Origin of the sequence: Serratia sp. K-E0102 (genome assembly GCF_029962625.1) — a bacterium.
In the GTDB taxonomy this organism is placed as follows: Bacteria; Pseudomonadota; Gammaproteobacteria; order Enterobacterales; family Enterobacteriaceae; genus Serratia; species Serratia sarumanii.
The window spans coordinates 2,553,066-2,575,918 of sequence record NZ_CP124754.1; the positions used below are offsets into that span (position 1 = coordinate 2,553,066).

General features: G+C 63.7%; 14 protein-coding genes. 7 read left to right on the top strand and 7 right to left on the bottom strand.

The genetic code is table 11. The features are described from left to right. Nucleotides 1-23: 23 nt before the first annotated feature. The 3 genes from SSARUM2_RS12350 to SSARUM2_RS12360 all read left to right on the top strand — a co-directional run bounded on the left by SSARUM2_RS12350 (nucleotide 24) and on the right by SSARUM2_RS12360 (nucleotide 3,010). Nucleotides 24-410 (top strand): DUF2946 domain-containing protein, encoded by a 387-nt coding sequence (locus SSARUM2_RS12350; RefSeq protein ID WP_230122172.1) that lies wholly within the window; start codon nucleotides 24-26, stop codon nucleotides 408-410. Between the two features lie 278 nt (nucleotides 411-688). Further along, nucleotides 689-2,707, top strand: coding sequence for a TonB-dependent copper receptor (locus SSARUM2_RS12355; RefSeq protein ID WP_324294924.1), 2,019 nt, complete (start codon nucleotides 689-691; stop codon nucleotides 2,705-2,707). A gap of 141 nt (nucleotides 2,708-2,848) precedes the next feature. Then, nucleotides 2,849-3,010, top strand: coding sequence for a hypothetical protein (locus SSARUM2_RS12360; protein WP_016927696.1), 162 nt, complete (start codon nucleotides 2,849-2,851; stop codon nucleotides 3,008-3,010). Between the two features lie 117 nt (nucleotides 3,011-3,127). On the opposite strand, the gene SSARUM2_RS12365 is transcribed toward SSARUM2_RS12360, so the two are convergent. After that, nucleotides 3,128-3,682 (bottom strand): NAD(P)H-dependent oxidoreductase, encoded by a 555-nt coding sequence (locus SSARUM2_RS12365; RefSeq protein WP_060452648.1) that lies wholly within the window; start codon nucleotides 3,680-3,682, stop codon nucleotides 3,128-3,130. A gap of 104 nt (nucleotides 3,683-3,786) precedes the next feature. On the opposite strand from SSARUM2_RS12365, the gene SSARUM2_RS12370 reads away from it, so the two are divergent. Then, a complete protein-coding gene (locus tag SSARUM2_RS12370; protein ID WP_049196948.1) occupies nucleotides 3,787-4,146 on the top strand; it encodes a helix-turn-helix domain-containing protein in 360 nt (119 codons plus the stop codon). A gap of 4 nt (nucleotides 4,147-4,150) precedes the next feature. Here SSARUM2_RS12370 and entS read toward each other — a convergent pair whose 3' ends face one another. The 4 genes from entS to fes are packed head-to-tail and all read right to left on the bottom strand — an operon-like array spanning nucleotide 4,151 to nucleotide 15,619. Beyond that, nucleotides 4,151-5,434 carry an enterobactin transporter EntS gene (entS, locus tag SSARUM2_RS12375; RefSeq protein WP_049212173.1) on the bottom strand — a complete coding sequence of 428 codons (1,284 nt, stop codon included), beginning with the start codon at nucleotides 5,432-5,434 and terminating at the stop codon, nucleotides 4,151-4,153. 60 nt (nucleotides 5,435-5,494) lie between these two features. Further along, complete coding sequence (locus SSARUM2_RS12380; protein WP_060452647.1) at nucleotides 5,495-14,005, bottom strand: non-ribosomal peptide synthetase; 8,511 nt, start codon at nucleotides 14,003-14,005, stop codon at nucleotides 5,495-5,497. A gap of 51 nt (nucleotides 14,006-14,056) precedes the next feature. Next, nucleotides 14,057-14,281: an MbtH family protein gene (locus tag SSARUM2_RS12385; protein WP_033648496.1), complete on the bottom strand. Its 225-nt coding sequence runs from the start codon at nucleotides 14,279-14,281 to the stop codon at nucleotides 14,057-14,059. A 30-nt stretch (nucleotides 14,282-14,311) separates the two neighbouring features. Further along, nucleotides 14,312-15,619: an enterochelin esterase gene (gene fes, locus SSARUM2_RS12390; RefSeq protein ID WP_225369026.1), complete on the bottom strand. Its 1,308-nt coding sequence runs from the start codon at nucleotides 15,617-15,619 to the stop codon at nucleotides 14,312-14,314. A gap of 200 nt (nucleotides 15,620-15,819) precedes the next feature. Between fes and SSARUM2_RS12395 the strand changes: the two genes are divergently transcribed. After that, nucleotides 15,820-18,009: a TonB-dependent siderophore receptor gene (locus SSARUM2_RS12395; RefSeq protein WP_047567427.1), complete on the top strand. Its 2,190-nt coding sequence runs from the start codon at nucleotides 15,820-15,822 to the stop codon at nucleotides 18,007-18,009. A gap of 48 nt (nucleotides 18,010-18,057) precedes the next feature. Here the strand turns inward: SSARUM2_RS12395 and SSARUM2_RS12400 are convergent, their stop codons facing one another. Then, nucleotides 18,058-18,678: a PAS domain-containing protein gene (locus tag SSARUM2_RS12400; protein WP_033648347.1), complete on the bottom strand. Its 621-nt coding sequence runs from the start codon at nucleotides 18,676-18,678 to the stop codon at nucleotides 18,058-18,060. Between the two features lie 604 nt (nucleotides 18,679-19,282). Here SSARUM2_RS12400 and SSARUM2_RS12405 point away from each other — a divergent pair. After that, nucleotides 19,283-20,557, top strand: coding sequence for a Glu/Leu/Phe/Val dehydrogenase (locus SSARUM2_RS12405; protein ID WP_033653137.1), 1,275 nt, complete (start codon nucleotides 19,283-19,285; stop codon nucleotides 20,555-20,557). Between the two features lie 43 nt (nucleotides 20,558-20,600). On the opposite strand, the gene SSARUM2_RS12410 is transcribed toward SSARUM2_RS12405, so the two are convergent. After that, nucleotides 20,601-22,139 carry a long-chain fatty acid--CoA ligase gene (locus tag SSARUM2_RS12410; RefSeq protein ID WP_049196943.1) on the bottom strand — a complete coding sequence of 513 codons (1,539 nt, stop codon included), beginning with the start codon at nucleotides 22,137-22,139 and terminating at the stop codon, nucleotides 20,601-20,603. A gap of 135 nt (nucleotides 22,140-22,274) precedes the next feature. Between SSARUM2_RS12410 and SSARUM2_RS12415 the strand changes: the two genes are divergently transcribed. After that, complete coding sequence (locus tag SSARUM2_RS12415) at nucleotides 22,275-22,844, top strand: DJ-1/PfpI family protein (RefSeq protein WP_033634573.1); 570 nt, start codon at nucleotides 22,275-22,277, stop codon at nucleotides 22,842-22,844. Nucleotides 22,845-22,853 lie beyond the last annotated feature (9 nt).

Here is a 22,853-nt window from a genome sequence, read left to right on the forward strand (position 1 = left end):
GGTTAGGGGTGTTTGCCATTCTGATGTTGTTCATTGCGCCGGTGGTCTCGCGATCCCTGGAGCATGTGCGCGCCGGAAGTGCTGGAGCGACCGTCATGGCGGATTGCGGCATGGATATGCCGATGCATCACGGGATGCACTCGCCGCCGCCTGAGCCTGAGAAAGCCTCACAGCCGCTGATGCAGCACGGCGGCGGCCACCACAACATGGCGATGATGATGGACGACAGCGCCTGCGGCTATTGCGTGCTGTTGCTGCACGCGCCGCTGCTGGACGTGAGCCACGGCCCGCTGTTCTGGTCCCAGTCGCTGGCTTCGCGCCCGCCGCCGATCCACTATCTCGTCCCTCTGTTTGCCCACGTTGTTCACACCGAATTACAGCCGCGCGCGCCCCCCATCTCTTTCCTCTGATTTAACAATAAGCCCATTGCCGTTCTCTGTATTGCCGTTGATCGTTTCAACCCGGCGGAATTAATTCGCCCAACGGTTAATCATCGAGACGACATTATTAATCCGGTTATTTCCAGGTTGATGGAATTAACCCCCGTATTTTCCGATGGTGATTTTCGCCAGGCCGCCCCACGCCTGAATAATCCCTCGGCCAAGCACGGAAAAAGTTAGCTTAAGGAAAGATGATGTTTAAACCGACTTATAAAAAGAACGCCGTCAACCGCGCCATTACCACCGCCATGCCGCTGTTTCTGCTGGCCGGCCACGCGGCGCAGGCGCATCAACACCCTGCCGGCGCACAGGTTAATGATGGCGACGTGATCACCGTCACCGCGCCGCTCTACTCCCCGCTGACCATCGTCACCTCGCCGAAAACCCCACGCCAGCCGGTGCCGGCCAGCGACGGTTCGGATTACCTGAAAACCATCCCCGGCTTTTCGCAGATCCGCAACGGCGGCACCAACGGCGACCCGGTGTTCCGCGGCATGTTCGGCTCTCGGTTGAAGATCCTCACCGACGGTTCGGAAATGCTGGGCGCCTGCCCAGCGCGGATGGATGCACCGACCTCTTACATCTCGCCGGAAAGCTTCGATCTGTTGACCATTACCAAGGGGCCGCAGACGGTGCTGTGGGGGCCGGGATCGTCTGCGGGCACGGTGCGTTTCGAGCGTGAGCGCCCGCGCTTCGACAAGCCGGGTATCAAGGGCAACGCCAGCGTGCTGACCGGCTCCAACGGCCGCTGGGACGAGAACATCGACGCCAGCCTCGGCGCCGAACAAGGCTACCTGCGGGTGATGGCCAACAAATCCCGTTCCAACGACTATCAGGACGGCACGAATACGCGCGTGCCATCGCGCTGGGACAAGTGGAACGGCGATCTGGCACTCGGCTGGACGCCGGACGCCGACACGCTGCTGGAAGTAACTATGGGCCGCGGCAACGGCGAAGCGCGCTATGCCGGCCGCAGTATGGACGGTTCGCAGTTCAAACGCGAAAGCCTGGGCATGCGGGTGGAGAAATCCAACATCGGCGACGTGCTGGATAAGCTGGAAGCGCAGGTCTACTACAACTACGCCAACCACGTGATGGACAACGTCACCCTGCGCTCGCCGGGCAGCGGTGGCATGGCTGGGCATGGGGGGCATGGCGGCATGAGCATGGGGATGGGCGGCCACGGCGGGCACATGATGTCCTCCGGCATGACGATGCAGCTCGATCGCCGCACCGTCGGCGGCCGCGTGATGGGCACCTGGCAGTGGCAGGACGTGAAGCTTGAAAGCGGCCTGGACACCCAAACCAACACCCACCGCAGCATGAACCGCGGCAGCTGGGAAAAAGACGCCCAGTTCAACAGCTACGGCGCCTTCAGTGAACTGACCTGGTCCACCAGCGAACAGGATAAACTGATCGGCGGCGCGCGCCTCGACCGCACCCTGGTGGAGAATTTCCGCAGCGCCAGCGCTGGGAAACGTTCGGACACCCTGCCGAGCGGCTTTATGCGCCTGGAGCATACGCTGGCCGACCTGCCGCTGATGCTGTATGCCGGCGTCGGTTATACCGAGCGCTTCCCGGATTACTGGGAGCTGTTCTCGCCGAAGCTTGGCCCGAACGGCAGCAAGGATCCGTTCTCCAGCGTCAAGAGCGAGAAAACCACGCAGCTCGACATCGGCGCTCAGTACAACGGCAAACGCTTCAACGGCTGGGTTTCCGCTTATGTGGGCCGCGTCGATGATTTCATCCTGTTCAAATACGATCCGCACAACGCGCGCCTCAGCCAGGCCGATAACGTCAACGCCAACATCATGGGCGGCGAAATGGGCATGGGTTATCAGCTGAGCGAGCACTGGAAAACCGACGCCAGCCTGGCCTACTCCTGGGGCAAAAACACCAGCGACGGCCGCCCGCTGCCGCAGATCCCGCCGCTGGAGGCGCGCCTGGGGCTCACCTATGAGTACGGCGACTGGAGCGGCACCGGCCTGTGGCGTCTGGTCAGCAGCCAACACCGCGTGGCGATCAACGAAGGCAACGTGGTGGGCAAAGACTTTGCCGAAAGCGCCGGCTTCGGCGTGCTTTCCGCCAACGCCGCCTACAAGGTGAATAAAAACGTCAAGCTGAGCGCCGGTCTGGATAACATCCTGAACAAGACCTACAGCGAGCACCTTAACCTGGCGGGCAACAGCGCCTTCGGGTACTCGGCCAACAGCGCGGTGAATGAACCGGGCCGCACCCTGTGGGCCAAGGTTAACGTCACCTTCTAAGCGGTTCACCGGGCGATGGGCCACCGTCGCCCGGTCAGGCGATATGCGATCCGGTTCTTAGGATATGAGTTTTAAGTTTTTCCCATTCGGTTAGGCGGCGATTACTATCATCTTCAGGTTAATCATTGCCCCGGAGGGAATATGCAAAAGATCACTCGTTTTCTGGCCCTGCTCGGCGAGCTGATGATCGAAAAAGCCGAAGACGCCGCGCCGCAGGCTGCTCAGCCTGACGATCGCGACGACGCGTTGCCACCGCGTCTCGAACGTGGGGTTCCGCTGGCCGACCGCTTCCTGTTCATGTAATTCCCCCACTCTGTTTTCATCCTGCACGCTCGTTCACACAGCACGCACGATAGATGCTGACAATCACCGCCGACAAGTAGCCGGATGCGCACGCCCTGGCGCATCCGGGGCGTGCCGTTAATTCAGGGCGGAGAGAAATGCCTGGTAGCCCTGTGCGCTGCGATCCAATTCGTGAGATTGCAGCGGCTCCACCGTACCGTCCGAAGCGGCCTCCCTGCCGTAAAAGGCGAAGAACGAGGCATAGTCGGCCCGGACGTAACCGGCGGTGACTTCAAACGGCCGGAAGATTTCCTCCAGCGAGTAGCGATAGCGCCCGTCGCGCGCATAATCCTCTGCGCGCACCCCCGCCGTGACCGCCAACGCCAGCTTCTTGTTTTGCATCTTGTAGCCGCTGCGCGAACCGTAGGCCCAGCCGTAGGTGAGCACGTCGTCCAGCCATTTTTTCAGCAGCGGCGGGCTGCTGAACCAGAAAATCGGGAACTGAAGCACGATGTTGTCATGGGCTTCGATCAGCCGCTGCTCTTGGGCGACGTCGATCTGCCAGTCCGGGTAGGCCTGATGCAGTTCGTGCACGGTATACCGCTCCGGATAGCGCCGCAGCTCCTCCAGCCAGCGTTTATTGACCACCGAGTTCGCCATATCGGGATGGGTCACCACCACCAGGGTTTTCATATCGATTTCTCCAGTCAAGTGTCTACCGGCGCATCATAGGTTATGCTGGAACAATGTAAAATACGCACACTCACGACACATACTTACCCTGGAGAAAGCACTCAATGACCGCCGAATCCCACTGCAGCCCAACGGGCATCAGCCTTGAAGACACCGGCTATGGCTATACGCTGTCGGTGATTAACGGCAAATATAAAATGATTATTCTCTACTGGCTGGCGTTGTATAAGCCGGTATTGCGGTTCAACGAGCTGCAGCGCTGCATCGGCACCATTTCCTACAAAACGCTGAGTTCGACGCTGAAAGAGCTGGAAAGAGATCGGTTGGTGGTGAGAAAGGAGTATCCGCAGATCCCGCCCAAGGTGGAGTACAGCCTGTCCGAACGCGGGCGTTCGCTGATCCCGGTGATCGACATGATGTGCAACTGGGGGGAGCAGCACCGGCCGGAACAGCCGGTGCCGTGAGGGGTTAGTTGTCCGCTGCCGCGGAGGTTGCCGGCGCGGGCTCATCGTGCTCGACCAACGCGTCCGCCGGCCGGCACTGGCGCAGCGTGCGCACGCTGAAGGCCACCAGCACGCCGAGCACAGCGGCGAATGCGCCAAACGACAGCACGCTCATCAACGGGGTAAAGATCCTGCCCAGTACGCCGAGCCCCAGCGCGCCGATCGAATCGCCGGTTACGTCCTGCGCGGTGCCGAGGCTGTTCACCCGCCCCAGCAGATGATCCGGCGTATTGCTCTGGATCAGCATGAACTGCAGGAGTGAAGCGATGGCGTTGGCGTAGCCGTAGCACACCAGCGCCAGCAGCGCCGGCGCCAGGTGGCTGAACAGCCCCAGCGAAGCGATAGCGGTAAACGCGACGATGGCGGCGACCAGGATCAGCACGCCGGGCCGAGAGAAACGCCCCACCCAGCCGCTGGTCAGCGCGCCCAGCATCGCACCGAGCGGCACCGCGGAATACATCAGGCCAATTGAGGACGCGCCGACGTGGTAAGCGTCCTGCGCCAGCGCCGGGAACAGCACCCGGACGGCGCCGACGATGCTCATCAGCATTCCCAGCAGCACCACCGACCCCACCACCTTATTGCGCCAGACAAACTGGAAGCCGCTGGCGAGCGCGCGCAGCGGGTGTTCCGGCTCCTGCTGCTGCGGCAACAGCGTCGGCAGGCGCACCAGTGGGACAAGGGTGCCCAGCGTCCCGGCGGCGGCCACGGCGAACGCCAGCCCCACGCCGCCGAACACGATGATGATCCCGCCCAGCGCCGGCGCCAGGATCGCGCCGATGCGCACCGTTACCATGCTCAAGGCCCCCGCCGCCGCCAGGTTTTCGCGCCCGACCAGCAGCGGGATCACCGCCATCAGCGCCGTCATGCCCAGCGCCCCGAAGAAGCCGTCCCAGGCCGCCAGCAGGTAGAGCGCCCACAGCGAAGGCGCCGGGGCGAAGGCGTTCAGACTCAGGGCGACAAAGCCCAGCCCGCAGGTGCCGCGCGCAAACAGGATCAGCTTACGGCGATCGTAGCGATCGGCGAGCACGCCGCCCAGCATCAGGCCGATAAACATGCCCACCCCGTCCAGCGCCACCGCCACGCCCACCTGCAACGTGGAGCCGGTCATCGCCTGGATCTGAATCGGCACCCCCACCGCCAACATGCCGAGGGAAAACACCGACAGCATGCGGGCGCAGAAAATCGCGCGGAAATGCGCATTGCTTCTCAGCAAACTGAAATCAAGAAAAAAAGAAGGTCTGGCCATAGTGTCCTGCATATCATGTTTTAGTACGGGCCGGGACGCACGCCCCCCGGCCCGGTTGCGTTATACCAACCCGTATTGCCGCGTCAGCAACGAATGCAACAGCGGCCCGAGCGTCTCCAGCGAAGTCGGCGACAGAATGTCCGCGTGTTCGCAGCGCTGGTGATGGCAGATCAGCCCATCCAGATACGGCGCCCACACGGCGTCGATATCCATCTCCGGCGGCAGCGTCTGGTCGGCGACAAACAGCGTCGCCGTGCCGTGGAAACGCCGGCTGCGCGCCTGGGACAGAATGCGCACCGCGTCGCGGTAGTTGGCGACGATGCTATCGAACATTGCCGCCTTCTCCGCCATCAGCGCCGGATCGCCATGATCTTCCGCCATAAACTCGGCCTGCTCCTGCGCCACCTCTTTCTGCGCGTCCTCCTCGCTGGGGCCGGTCCAATCCTGGCCTTCCGGCGGATAGGTATCCAGCATGCCGAGGAACGCCACCTCTTCGCCCTGCTGCTGCAGGCGCGCGGCCATCGAGTGCGCCAGCGTGCCGCCGAGCGAATAGCCCAGCAGGTAGTAAGGCCCCTGCGGCTGCAGGCGGCGCAGATTAGCGAGATGACGATCGACCATCTGCTCGATATCCTCGCAGGTGGCGATGGCGCCGTTCGGTCTTGGCGACTGCAGCCCGATGATGGGGTAGCTCCCCGGCAGATAACGGCTCAGCCCCGAGTACTGCCAGGCGAAACCGGAAGCCGGATGCAGGCAGAACAGCGCCGGGCCTTGGCCGGCCCGCAGCTGCAGGCATTCGCCGACGCCGCGGCTCTCGGCCGAGTTGGCCGCCTGCGCGTCATCGAGCAGGTGCGCCATCTTCTCCAGGCTGCGGGCGAACATGATCTGCCCGACGCTCAATGGCCGAGGCACGCGGCGACGCAGCTCCGCCGCCAGACGCATCGCCAGCAGCGAATGGCCGCCCAGCGCGAAGAAGTCGTCGTCGGCATACACCGTCTCGCGCCCCAACAGTTCCCCGAACAGCGCCGCCAGCAGGCGTTCGCTGTCGCTCTGCGGCATGCGGCCACTTTGGTGGCTCAGCTGCGGCCGCGGCAACGCCTTGCGATCCAGCTTGCCGCTGGCGCTGAGCGGGAAGCTGTCGGTCATGACATAGCTGACCGGCATCATGTGCGCCGGCAAACGCTGCTCCAGCGCCTGATGCAGCACGCCGGTATCCAGCGTCACGCCCGGTTGGGCGATCAGCCAGGCGACCAGTTGGCGCATATCGGCGCCGCCAAGCCCCGTCGCGCCCTCGCCCAGTTCGATGGCGTGCACCGCCGCTTGCGCTACCCCCGGCTGCGCCAGCAGCGCCTGCTCGATTTCCCCCAGCTCGATACGCTGGCCGCGGATCTTCAGCTGATCGTCGCTGCGCCCCAAATACTCGACGCTGCCGTCTTCCAGCCAGCGGGCGATATCGCCGGTGCGATACATGCGCGCGCCGTTGCCGGCGGGATCGGCGACAAACCGCTGCGCCGTCAGCCCCGGCCGATGCAGATAGCCATCGGCCAGCTGAATGCCGCGCAGGTAAAGATCGCCGGCGCAGCCGACGGGCACCGGCCGCAGCATGGCGTCGAGAATGCTCAGCTGGGTGTTCCAGACCGGTTTGCCGATCGGCACGCCGGCGCCGCTCACCGCCGCCAATGCCGCGCCGGACGCCGGTTGGTAGGTGACATCGACCGCCGCCTCCGTCGGGCCATACAGGTTGTGCAGCGGCGCGGTAACCAACGCCTGATAGCGGGAAGCCAGTTCACACGACAGCGCCTCACCGCTGCAGAACACGCGTTTCAGGCTGGCGGCGGCGCGCTGTGGCGCCCGCTCGTTCAGCGCCTCCACCCAGATAGCCAACATGGACGGAACGAAATGCAGCGTGGTCACGCCATAGTCGTCGATCAACGTCGTCAGCGCCTGCGGATCGCGATGCGCCTCCGGCGGTGCCATCACCAGGCGCGCGCCGACCATCAGCGGCCAGAAGAATTCCCAGACGGAAACGTCGAAGCTGCACGGTGTTTTCTGCAATACCACGTCCTGCGCATCGAGCGCATACTCGTGCTGCATCCAGAACAGGCGGTTGACGATCGCCCGGTGGTTTACCACCACGCCTTTCGGCCGCCCGGTAGAGCCGGAGGTATACAGCACGTAGGCGGGATAATCGCCGTTCCCCGCCGGCAGGCGCGCAGGCGGTTCGCGCCCGCTGTCGTCCAGCGCATCGAACAGCAGCGTCGGCGCCAGCGCGGCAAAGCGGGCATCCAACGCGCTCTCGGTGATAATCAGCCGCGGCTTGGCGTCCTCCACCATGTAGGCCAGCCGCTCGTCCGGGTAGCCGGTGTCCAGCGGCAGCCAGGCGGCGCCGGTCTGCACAATCGCCGTCAACGCCAGGCTGAGGCGCACGGAACGCGGCAACGCCACCGCCACGATATCCCCCGGCTGAATGCCGGCCGCCGTCAGCCGCTCGGCCAGCAGCGCGGCCTGGCGCTGCATGTCGCGGTAGCTGAGGCTGTGCCCGGCATCCTGCAGCGCGATGCGATCCGGCGTGCGCCGCGCTTGATCGGCGATCGCCTGATGCAAGGTGGTGTCCGCCACCGCCTGACCGGTGCGGTTGACCGCCGCGATCAGCGCCTCTTCCTGTGGGGTTTGCAACTGCCAGCGCGGCAGCGGCAGATCCGGCTGGGCGATCCACTGTTGCAGCAGCGCCATCAGCCGCGCGGCGAAGCGCTCAGGCTGCGGCACCGAGGCGCGGTATTCCATCAGCAGGCGCAGACGTTCGCCCGGCAGCACCAGCAGCGTCAACGGATAGTGGGTATAACCTTTGTTACGGATGGCGTCGCAGCGCAGCGATCCTGTGCCGCCCAGCAGAGCGTCGTTGTCCGGGTAGTTCTCCACCACCAACAGCGTATCGAACAGCGTGCCCGCCCCGGCCAGGTGCTGAATTTCCCCCAACCCCAAATCGTCGTGCTCCAGCAGTTCAATTTGCCGGTGCTGCAGCTCAGTCAGCTGTTCCGTCAACGAGCGGTCATGCTGCAGACGCACCCGCACCGGCAGCGTGTTGCTGAACAGGCCAACGTGTTCCTCGACCCCTTCTATCTGGCCAAAGCGGCCGGAAACCGGCGAGCCGAACACCACGTCCTGCTGGCCGCAACAGCTGGCCAACTGCAATGCCCAAATGCCCTGCATCACGGTATTGAGCGTCAACCCGCGTTCGCGACACAGGGTCAGCAAGCGCCTTTCCTCGGCCGGCGGCAGCGTCATTTCCAGCTCGTGCACGCGATCGTCCTGCGCCTCACTGAACAGCAACGTCGGCCGCACGTCCTGCAGCGTCTGGCGCCAGAGGCGGCGCGAAGCTTCGGCATCCCGCGCGGTCAGGCGGCGCACGATATCGGCATAGTTCGAACGCAGCGGCGGCAACGCCTGCTCGCCTTCACGCAGGGCCAGCATCAGATCGTTGAGCACCACCGGCGTCGACCAGCCGTCGACGATCAGGTGATGCGCGTTAAGGAACAGCGTGTAGCGTTCGCTATCCCCGTGTTTGACCAGCAATGCATGCAGCATCGCGCCCGGCTGGTTGAACAGATCGCGCTGCAGTTCCTGCTGCTCCAGCCGGTGCAGTGCCTGCACCTCCTGTTCTTCCGTCAGCGGCGGCAGCGCGTGGCTGTCCAGCGGCCAATGGCTTTCCTGCGGGATCAGCTGCAGCGGCTCGCCCTCGCGGTTGAATCGGGCGGCCAGCTGCGGATGGCGGCGGATCACCGCATTCAGCGCCTGCTGAAGTTGATGCGCGTCCAGTTCGCCGCAGAGGCTCAGGCGCGTCAGCGAGTTGTAGCTGCCGCCCTGCTGCGCCGTCTGCGCATGGAACAGCAGGCCGTGTTGCAGCGGCAACAGCGGCAGCGCCGCGGCTAACGGCCCGCACTCCCGCTCCCAGGCGCGCACCGCTTCATCATCGACGCCCGGCTGGGCGATTTCGGCCGCCACCAACGTCGCCGCCGCGCGTTCGGGATGCCGTTCGGCAAACTCGCACAGTGAACGCACGGCGTGCTCGATGCCGCTGTGCAGCTGTGTAATGTCGCTCTCGCTGAAAATTCCCTCCAGCCAGCTCCAGTTAATCGCCAGGCAGGCGCCGTCGCGCCGCTCCTCGACAAAGATATTCACCTCCAGCCCGTAAGACAGCGCCTGCTGCGCATCCTGCGCCACGGCGAAGGCGTCGCGGAAGCGAGTCTGGCTGCGCTGCGGCGTCCAGTGCGCCTCATCCTGGCTGAAACGCCCAAGGTAGTTGAATAAAATCTCCGGGGCGTTGCGCTGCGCCAGCGCCGCCAGATCGTCACGCTGCGGATGCAGATAACGCAGCTGGCCATAGCCGACGCCGCGATCGGCCACCGCGCGCGTCGCCCGTTTCACCGCGCGCACCGCCTCATTATGCTCGGCGTCATGCAGTTCGATGCGCAGCGGGTACTCCGCCGTCAGCCAGCCGACGGTGCGGGCCAGATCGAGGCCGTCATCCAGTTCGGCGCGGCCGTGCGACTCCAGAGAGAAACGCAGCGAAGCGGCCTGGAACTGACGACGGCAGGCCTGAGCCAGCGCGCACAGCATGATCTCTTCAACCTGGGCGCGATAGTTCTGCGGCAATGTGCCGAGCAGCGCGGCGGTCAGCCGGCTGTCGAGCAGCGTGCGCCGTTCGCTCACCGAGGCGATGCGATCGGTCTGCGGTTCCAGCGCGCGCCGCCCCAAACGTGGCACGCCGTCCGCCAGCATCTGCCGCCAGAACGGCAGCTCGGCTTCGCGGCGTTCGACGTCGGCCCTTAAACGCGCGGACCATTCATAGAGCGAGGTTTCCTCCGGCGGCAGCGTGATCGGCTGCCCCTGCATGGCGCTGTCGGCCACTTGCCGCAGCTCGTCGAGCAGAATGCGCCAGGAAACGCCGTCAACCACCAGGTGGTGGATCGCCAGCACCAGCCCCAGGCTCTGCCCGTCACGCTGCAACAGGATCGCCTGCATCATGGCGCCGGCCGCCGGATCGAGCTGCTCGAGTGCGGCATCAAACGCCTGTTCCGCCGCTAGCTCCAGTTCGCCGGATACGGCCTGAACCTGCATGAACTCAGCGGTAGTGGCTTCCTCGACCACCAACTGGCTGTCGCGGATCCTGGCGCTCAGCGCCGGGTGCGCCGCGCGCAGCTGTGCCAACGCATAACGCAGCTGTTCCGGTTGCAGCTCGGCGGGCACGCGCAGGAAAACGCCGTGCGCGAAGCGGCGATGCATATCGCCCGTCTCGGCGAACCAGTGCAGGATCGGCAGCCCGTCGATCGAGCCTTGCCGCACGCTGCGTGCGGTCTGAGAGCCAACGGCCAGCGGCTGCATCGCCTGCGCCATGCGCGCGGGGGTGTGCAGCGCGAAGATCTCGCGCGGCCGCAGCAGATAGCCTTTGCGCCGCAGGGCGGTGCCCAGCCCCATCGCCGAGATGCTGTCGCCGCCGAGCGCGAAGAAATCGTCGTCGGCGCCGACGCGCTCCATTCCCAACAGTTGGGCCATCGCGCGGCAAATCAGCCTCTCCTGCTCGGTGGCCGGTTCGCGAATGCTTTGCGCCAGCGTTTCCTGCGGTTTGGGCAGCGCCTGGCGGTCAATCTTGCCGTTGACGTTCAGCGGCAGCTCCGGCATTACCACCAGGATCGCCGGCACCATATAATCCGGCAGACGCTGCGCCAACTGCCCCAGCAGCTCGCTTTGCAGCGCCGGCGAGGCGCGACGCGCGTCATCCTGCACCGAGCAGTAGCCAATCAGGCGATAGGTGGCGCCGATCGGTTCGGCGATCACCACCGCCCGCCCCACGTCCGGCAAGGCGGCCAAGGCGCTTTCCACCTCACCCAGCTCGACGCGGAAGCCGCGCACCTTGATTTGGTGATCGGTCCGGCCAATGAATACCAGCTGGCCCTCCGCGCTCCAGCGCATCAGGTCGCCGCTGCGGTACATCACCTCGCCTTCGGCGAACGGGTTGGCGACAAAGCGCGCCGCCGTCAGATCCGGGCGCCGCAGGTAACCGCGCGCGATGCCCTTGCCGGAAATGTACAGCTCACCCGCCGCGCCGATCGGCACCGGCTGCAGGCGGCTGTCGAGCAACCAGACTGAGGTATTGGCGAGGGGACGGCCGATCACCGGCTGATCGGCGGCTGTCACCGGCGCGCCGAGGGTATCGACGGTGTATTCGGACGGGCCGTAATAGTTGTGGATCTCCACCTCCGGATGCTGCTGCATCAGGTTCCACAGCGTCGGCGTCGCCGCCTCGCCGCCGATCATCACGAACGACGGCAGCGGGAACTGCCCTTTCAGCAGACCGCAGTCCACCAGTTGCGAGAAGAACGACGGCGTGATGTCCAGCAGATCGATCGGCGTCTGCTGGGTCTGTTCCAGCAGCGCCCAGGGGTCGCGGCGCAGCTCCTCATCGAAGATAACCAGTTCACTGCCCATCATCATGCAGAACAGCGGTTCCCAGGAGGAGTCGAAAGAGAACGAGGCGGTATGGCCGGCGCGCAAGCGGCGCGCATGGCGGGCCTCGAATTTTTCGATCGCCGGGCCGAACAGAGAAGCCTGGTGCGACAGGAACAGGTTCAGCAGCCCGCGGTGCGTGGACATCACGCCCTTGGGTTTGCCGGTCGAACCGGAGGTGTAAATCATGTAGGCGAGATGCGCCTCGTTCAGCGGCACACGCCGTTCGTCGTCCGTTATCGGCGTGGCCGCGGCGGCCGCGCAGCGCGCCAGGCACGGGGCGTCGTCCAGGCACAATACCTGCGGCAGATCCGGCATGTTGGCCCGCGTGTCACTGTGGGTCAGCAACATCACCGGCCGCGCGTCGTCGCACATCAGCGTCAGGCGCTCACGCGGATAGTCCAGATCGAGCGGCATATAGGCCGCGCCGCTGGCCAGCACGCCGAACAGCGCGACCAGCGTGTCCACCGAGCGCGGAATGCCGATGGCGACCACGTCTTCGGCGCCGATGCCGCTTTCGATCAGCACTCGCCCCAGCTGCATCACCCGTTCGGAGAGCTGCCGGTAGCTGAGGCGCACGTCGCCGCAGGACACCGCCAACGCCTCGGGCTGACGCTCAACCTGGCGCTGGAACGCATCCATGATCGAAACCATGCCCGCCGGCGGCGTCAGCTCAGCGCCGCGCCCCCAGGCCGCGAGTTGTCTGAGTTCCCCCTCGCCGATCAACGCCAGTTGACCGTTCGGCTGGTGCGGCTGCCGCGCCAACTGCTGCAGCCAATGGCCGATGCGCTCCGCGTGGTGCTGCAAGGTGCGCGGCGAGTATTTGGCCGGGTTGGCGACCAAAGTCAGCGTCAATACGCCGCTTCGAAAACCGATCTCGAACTCCAGGTCGTCGACCGGCCCCATCGCCAGCGTATGGGTGGTGGCCGCCTGACCGTCGAACGACAAGGCGCTGTGGTAGACCTTGACGTTGACCACCGGCCCGTACAGTTCCTGATGGCCGCCGACCAGGCCGAGATCGCGCTTGATCTGCTCCGCCTCATAGCGTTGATGGCGGCGCGCCTGCTTGATCTGCGCCACGGTGGCCAGGCAGACATCCGCCAGCGACATCTCCGGCGTCACGTTCAGCAGCAGCGGCAGCACGTTGACCACCGGGCCGACCGCCGCCAGCGCCTGCGATCCCATCCGGCGCATGAAAGGAAAACCGATTGAGAAGCGGGTTTCGCCGCTCATGCGCGCCAGATACAGCGCCAGCGCCGCCGTGACGATATCGGCCGGCTGCAGCGACTGCAGCGCGCCATCGCGCAGCGCTTCGTCAAACAGCGATTCAGGCAGCACCAGCGCCTGTTTGAGCGGCCGGGCGCCCGCCTCAACCTCCCGACTCTCCGTCGATAATGACAGCGGCGACGGCAAATCGCGCAGATGCTGGCGCCAGAATTCGGCCGCCCGCTCACGTGCGGGCGAGGTTTGCCATTGCTGAAACTCTTCCACCACCTTGCCGAACGGGGTAAACGGCGAGGCCGCCGGCGCCAGCCCGTGGCGCAGCGCGCGATAAATATCGGCGATCCGACGGGTGATGGCTTCGAAGCTGAAGCCGTCCAGGGTCAAATGATGAAAGCGCTGATACCAGAACCAGCGATCGACGCTGACGCGGATCACCGCATGGCGATAGAGCGGCCGCTCGCCGTCCGCCGGCAGATCCTGCGCCAGATCGTCGTTCATCAGCGCCAGCGCCGCCTGTTCGGCGTCCGGCCGCGCGCTGAAATCGAACCACTCCGGCGCCTGCACGCGCGCAGGATCGGCGTTCAGCGGCAAACGCTGCACCGGCTGGCCGTCCTGCGCCTCAAAGAACTGCGCCTGAACCGTATCCGCTTCGGCCAGCCCCTGACGGATCGCGCGCTCCAGCGCCGAGCGGTCGATAGCGCCGTGCAGTTCGGTGTAGTGCGCCACCGCGAAGCCGTTGCGCCGCAGCGCGATTTGGTCGGCGATCCAGATCCCCGGTTGCGCCGCAACCAGCGGATAATCCCGATACTCGACCTGAGTATCCGGCAAAGAAAGCGTTTCTGACATGGTGTCTGTCCTTTTCCTCAAACGGAATGTATCGATGTGGCTGTCTGGCGCTTAACGCGCCGCATCCGCCGCTTTCAAGGCCGCCGGCCGCATGTCCTGCCAGTGCGTTTCGATGTAGTCGATGCATTCGCCGCGCGACGCCGGCCCCATCAGCACGCGCCACCCCTGCGGCGCGTCGGCAAACTGCGGCCACAGCGAATACTGCTGCTGCGCGTTGACCAAAACGGAGAAACGGAGGCTTTCGTCATCGAACGGGTTTTGTTGTTCCTGAGTCATTTTCATTACCTGTCTGTCAAAATGTGTGGGTTATTCCATCCCGGAAAGCAGCTGGCGTACGCCGTCCACCAGGCCGCCGCGCCAGCAGAGCGCGTCATGTCCGCCGGAAAACACGCGGTAGTCGGCGCGGTGCCCCGCCGCCGTCAGCGCCTCGTGCATCTGGCGATTGACGAATTCGATATCCGCCTCCCGATCGCCGGCCTGTTGGATCACGTTGAGCGCTGGCGCCGCCGCGTCGCGTTGCCGAACCTGGCGTATCAGCCAGCCTTCCTCCAGTTCGTGGCGTTTTTCGAACTGGGTAACGAATTGCACCGTAGGCCACCAGAAGGAGCCGGACTGGCTCAGCACGTGGCCGAAGCGCGCCGGCCAATGCAGGCCGGCATATAACGCCGCCAGCCCGCCGTAGCTCTGGCCGGCGACGACGGTGCGCGCCCCTTCCTCGCTGAACGCTTCGCGCTTCTGCGCCTGCGGCAACAGCTCATCGATGATTGCCTGCCAGAAGGCGGCGTTGCAGGGCAGCTCGTTTTCCCGGTGTTCGCCGTCGATCGCATCGATCAGCAGCCAGCATGCGGGCGGCAGCCGCCCTGTTGCGGTTTCGTTCTCGATCACCGGCAGCAGCGCGTGCCTTTCGATCCAGTTTTGGCCGTCGAGCAATAACACCAGCGGGCGATTCGCTTTCACCGCCGCGTCGCCGCTGGCATACAGCCAGACGCGCCGCTGCGTGCCGAGCCGTTCGCTGTGCCACTGAAAACGCTGTAGCCGCGCCTCGTCCAGCGGCCGATCGGCGGCCTGCCAGGCGCTTTGGTCGTCGGCATCCGGCCCCTGGGCCAGGGAAACCGGGCGCGGACGATGCGAAGGCCCCAGCGAGAGGCGATTCAACGGATCGGCGATCGCCAGTGGAAACAGCGAAATCCACCAGGCGCGCTGCTGGCGATCGCGCAGCGTTTCGTCGTCGCTGAAGACGGGAGGAAGATCCCGGTCTGTGACGGGGATCAGGCTGTAGCTGCCGCGCCAGCGGCGATCGATAACGGCCGCGCCGTACCAAACGTCGGTGCCGGGCAGCCTGGTCAGGCTGCTGGGGGACGTGCTGTGGTGATCGGTTATGCCGTTGATATCGGCATAAACGCGGCGAATCGGCGAGCGCCGTTCATCGCCGGCAGGATCGCGCCATAGCCAGGTCATTTTGACGTGGCGGTCATCGTGCGGCTCGACGATGGGCGTGCCGTGAGAGGCCACCTTCTGCCACCACTCGGGCTGCCCCGCCGCCTCTTCACGCAGCCACTGCGCCGCCAATCCCTCATGACTGTTGTCTGGCCTCTTTTCCGGCAAAAACTCCATAGCGCCCCTTACATAACATGAGTGATTTTTACAAAACCTGACAATCGTATTGATACTCATTATCGTTTTCAATACTATTTGTCGGATTTTTACCGTCGTGCGCACACGGCGTTTCCGCATCGACGGGTAAAGACCGCTCGCCGATATTTCGGGGTTTATCAGGGTTGCATGACACACAACGCAGGTATGCAGGAGAGAGAATGAAGATTAAAAACAAAGGGATAAACAATTCTAATGCGGAGGCGACGGCCGCCAAGCGGTTGTTGCTGGGCTCGGCGCTGGCCTTACTGCCCTTCGCGCCACACGCGTCCGCCGCGGCGGATGAGACGATTTTGGTGACCGCCGACGCGCAAAACAGCGTGACCGCGCCGGTCAAAGGGATCGTCGCCAAAGAGAGCGCCGCCGGCACCAAGACCGCCGCCGCTCTGCGCAAAACGCCGCAGTCCATCTCGGTGGTCACGCGCGAGCAAATGAACGACCAGGAACCGGCGTCGGTCGCCGACGCGCTGAACTACACCAGCGGAGTGATCACCACCTACCGCGGTAACTCCAACCGCAATGACGAAGTGATCAGCCGCGGCTTCCGCTATGCGCCCAAGCTGCTCGACGGCCTGCACTTTGGCCTCTCGAGCCAAAACGGCGGCGCCGGGCAGATCGATCCTTGGCTGCTGGAGCGCGTGGAGATGGTGCACGGCCCGGCCGGCGTGCTGTACGGCCAGGTCAGCCCCGGCGGCGTGGTGGTGATGACCAGCAAGCGCCCTACCGCCCAGAGCATTCACGAAGTCAAATTCAGCACCGGCAACCGCCATCTGGCGGAAACGGCGTTCGATTTCGGCGGCAAACTCAACGACGACAACACCCTGTTTTATCGCCTGAACGGTATCGCCAGAACCGAGCATGAGTTTGTCAAAGACAGCAAGCAGCAACGGGTGGCCATCGCGCCGGCCTTCACCTGGCTGCCGAACGAAGACACCAGCTTTACGTTGCTGACCAGCTACCAGAACGATCCGAAAGCCGGGTCGCGCAACTTCCTGCCGCGCGCCGGCACGCTGTTCTCGACCAGCGCGGGCTATGTGCCCTATGACTTCAACATCAGCGAACCCAGCTTCAACAGATCGCGGCGCGAGCAGGCGTCGATCGGCTACAGCCTCGAGCATAACTTCAGCGATGCGCTGTCGTTTACCCAGAACCTGCGCTTCACCCACCGCGATGAAGACTATAAATATCTGGTTTATAACGTAAACTCGAAGGTCAACGACCACACCGTCACCCGCATGGCGCAGCATGAAACGCAGATGACCAACGAGTTTGGCGTGGATAACCAGCTGAAGGGGCTGTTCGACACCGGCGAGGTGAAGCACACGGTGCTGGGCGGGTTGGATTACCGCTACAGCCATATCGATTCGAAGATGTATCGCGATCGCGGCAACGACTACCCGATCGACTGGGCAAACCCGGTTCGCCCCAGCATCGATGGCAGCACGCTGGCGCTGGCTTCCAGCGATTTGAAGACGCTGAATCAGGTCGGGGTGTATCTGCAGGACCAGCTGGAGTGGAATAACTGGAACCTGCTGCTGTCCGGCCGTCAGGACTGGTCGCAGGTCAACACCCGCGATCGCACCAGCGGCGGTAAGGAGCAGACCTACAACGACGCCCAGTTCACCGGCCGTGCGGGCCTGCTTTACGCCTTCGACAACGGCATTTCGCCGTATGTCAGCTACAGCACTTCGTTCGATCCTAACCTGTATCCGAGCGCGCCGGGCGCCGATCCGCTCAAGCCGACCACCGGCAAACAAACCGAGGTGGGCGTGAAGTACCAGATCCCGGGCGGCAACACCCTGCTGACCCTCTCCTGGTTCGACATTACCCAGCGTAATGTGGCGTCTTACAACCGTCTCACCTCCGCCTACGAGCAGATCGGCGAGGTGAAATCCAAAGGGATTGAGGCGGAAGTACATGCCCAGCCGACGCCGGAGATCAAGCTGACCGCCGCCTATACCTACACCGACGTGGTGACCAAAGACTCCAACTCGGCGGACGAAATCGGCCACAGCCCGGCGGGCATCCCGCGTCACGCGGCTTCCGCCTGGGGCAGCTACAGCTTCCTGAGCGGCGCGCTGAACGGCCTGACCGTCGGCAGCGGCGTGCGTTACATCGGCGATGCGCCGGCCGACGCCATCGGCCAGTACGATGTGCCGCACTACACGCTGTACGACGCCATGGTGAAATATGACCTTGGCCAGGCCTCGTCGGCGCTGCGCGGTGCGGCTCTCCAGCTCAACGTGCAGAACCTGACGGACAAGAAATACGTTTCATCCTGCAGCGGCGAGTACGCCTGTTTCTATGGCAGCGGCCGCAGCATCATCGCTTCAGTCAACTACCGCTGGTAACCAAAATGGGCGGCCAGCGCCGCCCATTTTCCACCTTTCCCGCCGCCTTTACTCCTGCTTCAATTCTCGCAAGTGCTTGTACACCGTGGCGCGCCCCATCGACAGCACGTTGGCGATGTAGTCCGCGGCGCTTTTGGCCTTGAACGCCCCCTGATGATAGAGATCGCTGACCAGCCGCCGTTTCTGTTCGCGGCTCAGCGCGCCGAGCGCGGCGTTTTCGCGCCGCAGCCAGTCGTGCAGGAAGGTGTTGATCTTCTCCTGCCAGTCGTCTTTGAACAGCTGTTGGGGCTGTGGCTGCAGCCGCGTGACCGACAGGAACATGTCCAGCGCGTTGCGGGCGTCCTCGAACATCGCGGTGCTCAGGTTGATGCACAGCAGATAGCTGGGCTTGCCCTGCTCGTCGCGCGCGGCGATGCTCACGGAACGCATCTTTTTGCCGTCCCAGTTCAGCTTCTCATAGGGGCCGGTCACGCCGGCGCCGCCATCGAGCTCGAAGTCCTCCAGCCCGGCGTCATCGCCCGGTTTGCGCTTCGACAGGTTGTTGGCCAGATAGGCAATCTTGTTGGTGGCTAGATCGTGGATCACCACTTCCGCATTCGGAAAAAACAGCGCCGCGATGCCGTCGGCGACCGAGCGCAAAAGTTCGAGTTGAGAAGAAGAGTTCGGCACGCTGGGGGGTCTCCGTATAGCCCGGTTTGGTTTGCGGTTCAGCCGCTTAGCATACCGCAGTTGCCGCCGCTTGCCGAGTGGATGGCGTTGGCGTCTCCTTCACCGACGGCTGCGCCGCAAGCGCCTTTATTGTCCTTGCCGGGGATCGGTCACCCGTCCGTTTCTGGTGAATAAGCTTTTCAGCCCACTCTTCTGCCGCAACACATTAAAACAGCCTCGAATCATGCTCCTCTTTGCCAGGTAAAACACGGCGGCAGACGGCGTTTTAACAGGATTTTAACGCTGCCGAGGGGAAACGCCATTGTCAACATGGCTGTTAAATAAAATGAAACTTTTTGATCACATTCAAGCTTCTGAAAAATAGATAAAAAGGGTTTTTATGCGCTTTACATGCATAAATTATGCATGTGCTCGCTCACTGCCGACAAAAAGTAATTAACTATTCATTTATCGCCCTGCAGGCGGCGAAAAACCGCCCGCTGGCCCGATGAGCGGGGGGCTAACAACCGGCATAATTAGTGGTAAATTTAGCGTCGCAAAGTGTTATGCGCTTGCTAATCCACGGTTAAACGAAATAAATACCTCTAATATATAAAGGTTGGTTATGGAAAAGCTATCCTACGCTTCAGACAGCAGCACCACCGCTTGGGCTACATATCTGCAACAAATCGATCGCGTCGCCCCTTACCTCGGCGAGCTGTCACGCTGGGTTGATACGCTGCGTCACCCTAAGCGCGCTTTGATTGTCGATATCCCGCTGCAGATGGACGATGGCACCATCCGTCACTTCGAAGGTTTCCGCGTACAGCACAACCTGTCGCGTGGGCCGGGCAAAGGCGGTATCCGCTTCCACCCTGACGTCGATCTGAACGAAGTGATGGCCCTGTCCGCCTGGATGACCATCAAGTGTGCCGCGGTCAACCTGCCGTACGGCGGCGCCAAGGGCGGCATCCGCGTCGACCCGTTCAAACTGTCTGAAGGCGAACTGGAGCGACTGACCCGCCGCTATACCAGCGAAATCGGCTTCATCATCGGGCCACAGAAAGACATCCCTGCGCCGGACGTCGGCACCAACGCCAAAGTGATGGCCTGGATGATGGACACCTACTCCATGAACCACGGCACCACCATCACCGGCGTGGTCACCGGCAAGCCAATCCACCTCGGCGGCTCCCTGGGCCGTGAGAAAGCGACCGGCCGCGGCGTGTTCGTCACCGGCAGTGAAGTGGCCAAGCGTCTGGGCGTGCAGATCGAAGGCGCCAAAGTGGCGGTGCAAGGCTTCGGTAACGTGGGCAGCGAAGCGGCTCGCCTGTTCGTTGGCGTCGGCGCGCGCGTCGTCACCATCCAGGACCACTCCGCCACCCTGTTTAACGCCGACGGCATCGACCTGGCCGCGCTGACCGAATACCAGGCCAAGCACAAGCAGATCGCCGGCTTCCCTGGCGCCAGCGAGATCGAAAGCGAAGCGTTCTGGTCGGTCGACATGGACATCCTGATCCCGGCGGCGCTGGAAGGCCAAATCACCCGTGAGCGTGCCGAGATCCTCAGCGCCAAACTGGTGCTGGAAGGCGCTAACGGCCCGACCTTCCCAGAGGCGGACGACATTCTGCGCTCCCGTAATATCACCGTGGTTCCGGACGTTATCTGTAACGCCGGCGGCGTAACGGTCAGTTACTTCGAGTGGGTGCAGGACATGGCGAGCTACTTCTGGAGCGAGTCCGAGATCAACGAGCGTATGGACAAGATCATGACCGACGCCATGGTCCACGTCTGGAACAAGGCCGCAGAGAAAGAGTGCAGCCTGCGCACCGCCGCTTATATCGTGGCCTGTGAGCGCATCCTGACCGCACGTAAAGAGCGCGGCATCTACCCAGGTTGATGCCCGTATCCCGGCCTGCCCGCCCCGGCAGGCCGGGTTTTCCTCAGCGCAAACAGCGCTTCAACACCTTACCGGTGCTGGTCATCGGCAAACGCTCGACGAACTCGACGATGCGCGGATACTTGTACGCCGCCAGCCGTTCCCGGCTCCAGGCGATCAGCGTTTCTTCCTCGATCGGCTCCTCCGTCTCTTTCAACACCACCACCGCTTTGATCTCTTCGCCCAGCGACGGATGTTCGACGCCGATCACCGCCACCAACGACACCGCCGGGTGGCGAATCAGCGCCTCTTCAATCTCGCGCGGGTAGACGTTGAACCCGCCGCGAATGATCATGTCCTTGGCCCGATCGACGATGAAATAGAAGCCGTCGGCGTCGCGGCGCGCCAGATCGCCGGTGCGGAACCAGCCGTTTTCCAGCACCTCCGCCGTCGCCTCGGGGCGATTCAGATAGCCTTTCATGATGTTGTAGCCGCGTACCGCGATCTCCCCCACCTGATCGACAGCGTCGACCGGCTGCCCGGTGGCGTCGAGCAGGCGCACCTCCACGCCCCAGATCGGCTGGCCGATGGAGCCGGGCTTGGTCAGGCGGTGAGGATGGTTAAAGGTGGCGACCGGGCTGGTCTCAGACAGCCCGTACCCTTCGAGAATGTTGACGCCGAAGCGGCGCGAAAAATCCTCCAGGATCTGCACCGGCAGGCTGGCGCCGCCGGACACCGCCATACGCAGCGTGCTGCGCAAGCTTTCGATATCCGTGTGTTCATCCAGCGCATTCAACAGCGCCCAATACATGGTCGGCACCCCGGCGAAAAAGGTGATGCCGTGCCGTTGCATCAGCGCGATGGCCTGCGCGGCGTCGAAGCGCTCGACCAGCACCAGAGTGGCGGCGGCGGCGAACCCGGCGTTCATCTGCACCGTCGAGCCGAAAGTATGAAACAGTGGCAAGGTGACCAGGTGACGATCGGGGGCCGTCTCCGAACCGTCGAACAGCCGCACCGATCCCAAGGCGTTAAGCACCAGATTGGCGTGGGTCAACTCCGCCCCTTTGGCGCGGCCGGTGGTGCCGCTGGTATACAGCACCACCGCGGTGTCGCTTTCGAGCGTCGCGGCCGAAGCGAATTCGGTAGCCTGTGCGGCTATCGCCGCGCTGAAACGCTCCCCCTCGAGGGGCAACCGATCGCCGATGATAAACACCTCACGGCACTGCTCCGCCTTTGCCGCCGCCCGCAGCGCTTCCTCCCCCAGCGGCAGGCCGCTGGTGCCCTCGAAACAAAACAGCGCCACCGCCGCCGAATCCGCCAGGTAATAGTCGAACTCCGCGCTCTTAAGCAGAATATTGAGCGGCACCACCACCGCGCCGCTTTTGAGAATGCCGTAATAGACAGCCGGAAACTCCGGCCGGTTCGGGCAGGCCAGCGCCACCCGTTCACCGCGCCGCACGCCGCGCGCGACCAACAGATTTGCCACCCGGTTGGCCATGTCGTTCAGCGCCCGATAGCTGAGCGGCACATCGTCCTGTATCACCGCCGGCCGTTCCGGCCAGGTGCGCGCACTCTCTTCAAGCAAGGTAGCCAGATTCAGCATCGGGGATCCTCCCTGGGATTGAGCGGCGAGAAAAGCGCCGCAGTATCACGAGTATAGATAGGCGCTTCGCAGTTCGCATTCCCAGGGCCGCTGGGCTATACCTTAGGCAATCCCCATCCCGCAGGAGTTGTGATCATGAGCAAGAAAAAGATCCTGATGCTGGTCGGTGACTATGCCGAAGATTACGAAACCATGGTGCCGTTTCAGGCGTTGCAGATGATCGGCCATTGGGTGGACGCCGTGTGTCCCGGCAAAGCCGTCGGCGACTACATCATGACCGCGATCCACGATTTTGACGGCGCGCAAACCTACAGCGAGAAACCCGGCCACCGTTTCACCCTGAACGCCGACTTCGCCACCGCCAAAGAAGAGCACTACGATGCGCTCTTGATCCCCGGCGGCCGGGCGCCGGAATACCTGCGCCTGAATCCCGACGTGATCGCGCTGGTGCAGGCGTTTGACGCTGCGAAAAAACCGATCGCCGCCGTTTGCCACGGCCCGCAGCTGCTGGCGGCGGCCGGGGTGTTGCAAGGCCGCACCTGCAGCGCCTACCCGGCCTGCGCGCCGGAAGTGCGGCTGGGCGGCGGCCATTATGCGGAGATCGGCATCGATCAGGCGCACGTCGACGGCAATCTGGTCACCGCCCCGGCCTGGCCGGCGCATCCGCAGTGGCTGGCGAAGTTCGTCGAGGTGCTGCAGAAATAGCCGTTCAGG

Coding starts and splice junctions, on each gene's coding strand:
- SSARUM2_RS12385 (WP_033648496.1), bottom strand. CDS start 14,281: ATGACTCAGGAACAACAAAACCCGTTCGATGACGAAAGCCTCCGTTTC.
- SSARUM2_RS12355 (WP_324294924.1), top strand. CDS start 689: ATGCCGCTGTTTCTGCTGGCCGGCCACGCGGCGCAGGCGCATCAACAC.
- SSARUM2_RS12380 (WP_060452647.1), bottom strand. CDS start 14,005: ATGTCAGAAACGCTTTCTTTGCCGGATACTCAGGTCGAGTATCGGGAT.
- entS (WP_049212173.1), bottom strand. CDS start 5,434: ATGGCCAGACCTTCTTTTTTTCTTGATTTCAGTTTGCTGAGAAGCAAT.
- SSARUM2_RS12395 (WP_047567427.1), top strand. CDS start 15,820: ATGAAGATTAAAAACAAAGGGATAAACAATTCTAATGCGGAGGCGACG.
- SSARUM2_RS12405 (WP_033653137.1), top strand. CDS start 19,283: ATGGAAAAGCTATCCTACGCTTCAGACAGCAGCACCACCGCTTGGGCT.
- SSARUM2_RS12365 (WP_060452648.1), bottom strand. CDS start 3,682: ATGAAAACCCTGGTGGTGGTGACCCATCCCGATATGGCGAACTCGGTG.
- SSARUM2_RS12360 (WP_016927696.1), top strand. CDS start 2,849: ATGCAAAAGATCACTCGTTTTCTGGCCCTGCTCGGCGAGCTGATGATC.
- SSARUM2_RS12370 (WP_049196948.1), top strand. CDS start 3,787: ATGACCGCCGAATCCCACTGCAGCCCAACGGGCATCAGCCTTGAAGAC.
- fes (WP_225369026.1), bottom strand. CDS start 15,619: ATGGAGTTTTTGCCGGAAAAGAGGCCAGACAACAGTCATGAGGGATTG.
- SSARUM2_RS12410 (WP_049196943.1), bottom strand. CDS start 22,139: ATGCTGAATCTGGCTACCTTGCTTGAAGAGAGTGCGCGCACCTGGCCG.
- SSARUM2_RS12415 (WP_033634573.1), top strand. CDS start 22,275: ATGAGCAAGAAAAAGATCCTGATGCTGGTCGGTGACTATGCCGAAGAT.
- SSARUM2_RS12350 (WP_230122172.1), top strand. CDS start 24: ATGTTGTTCATTGCGCCGGTGGTCTCGCGATCCCTGGAGCATGTGCGC.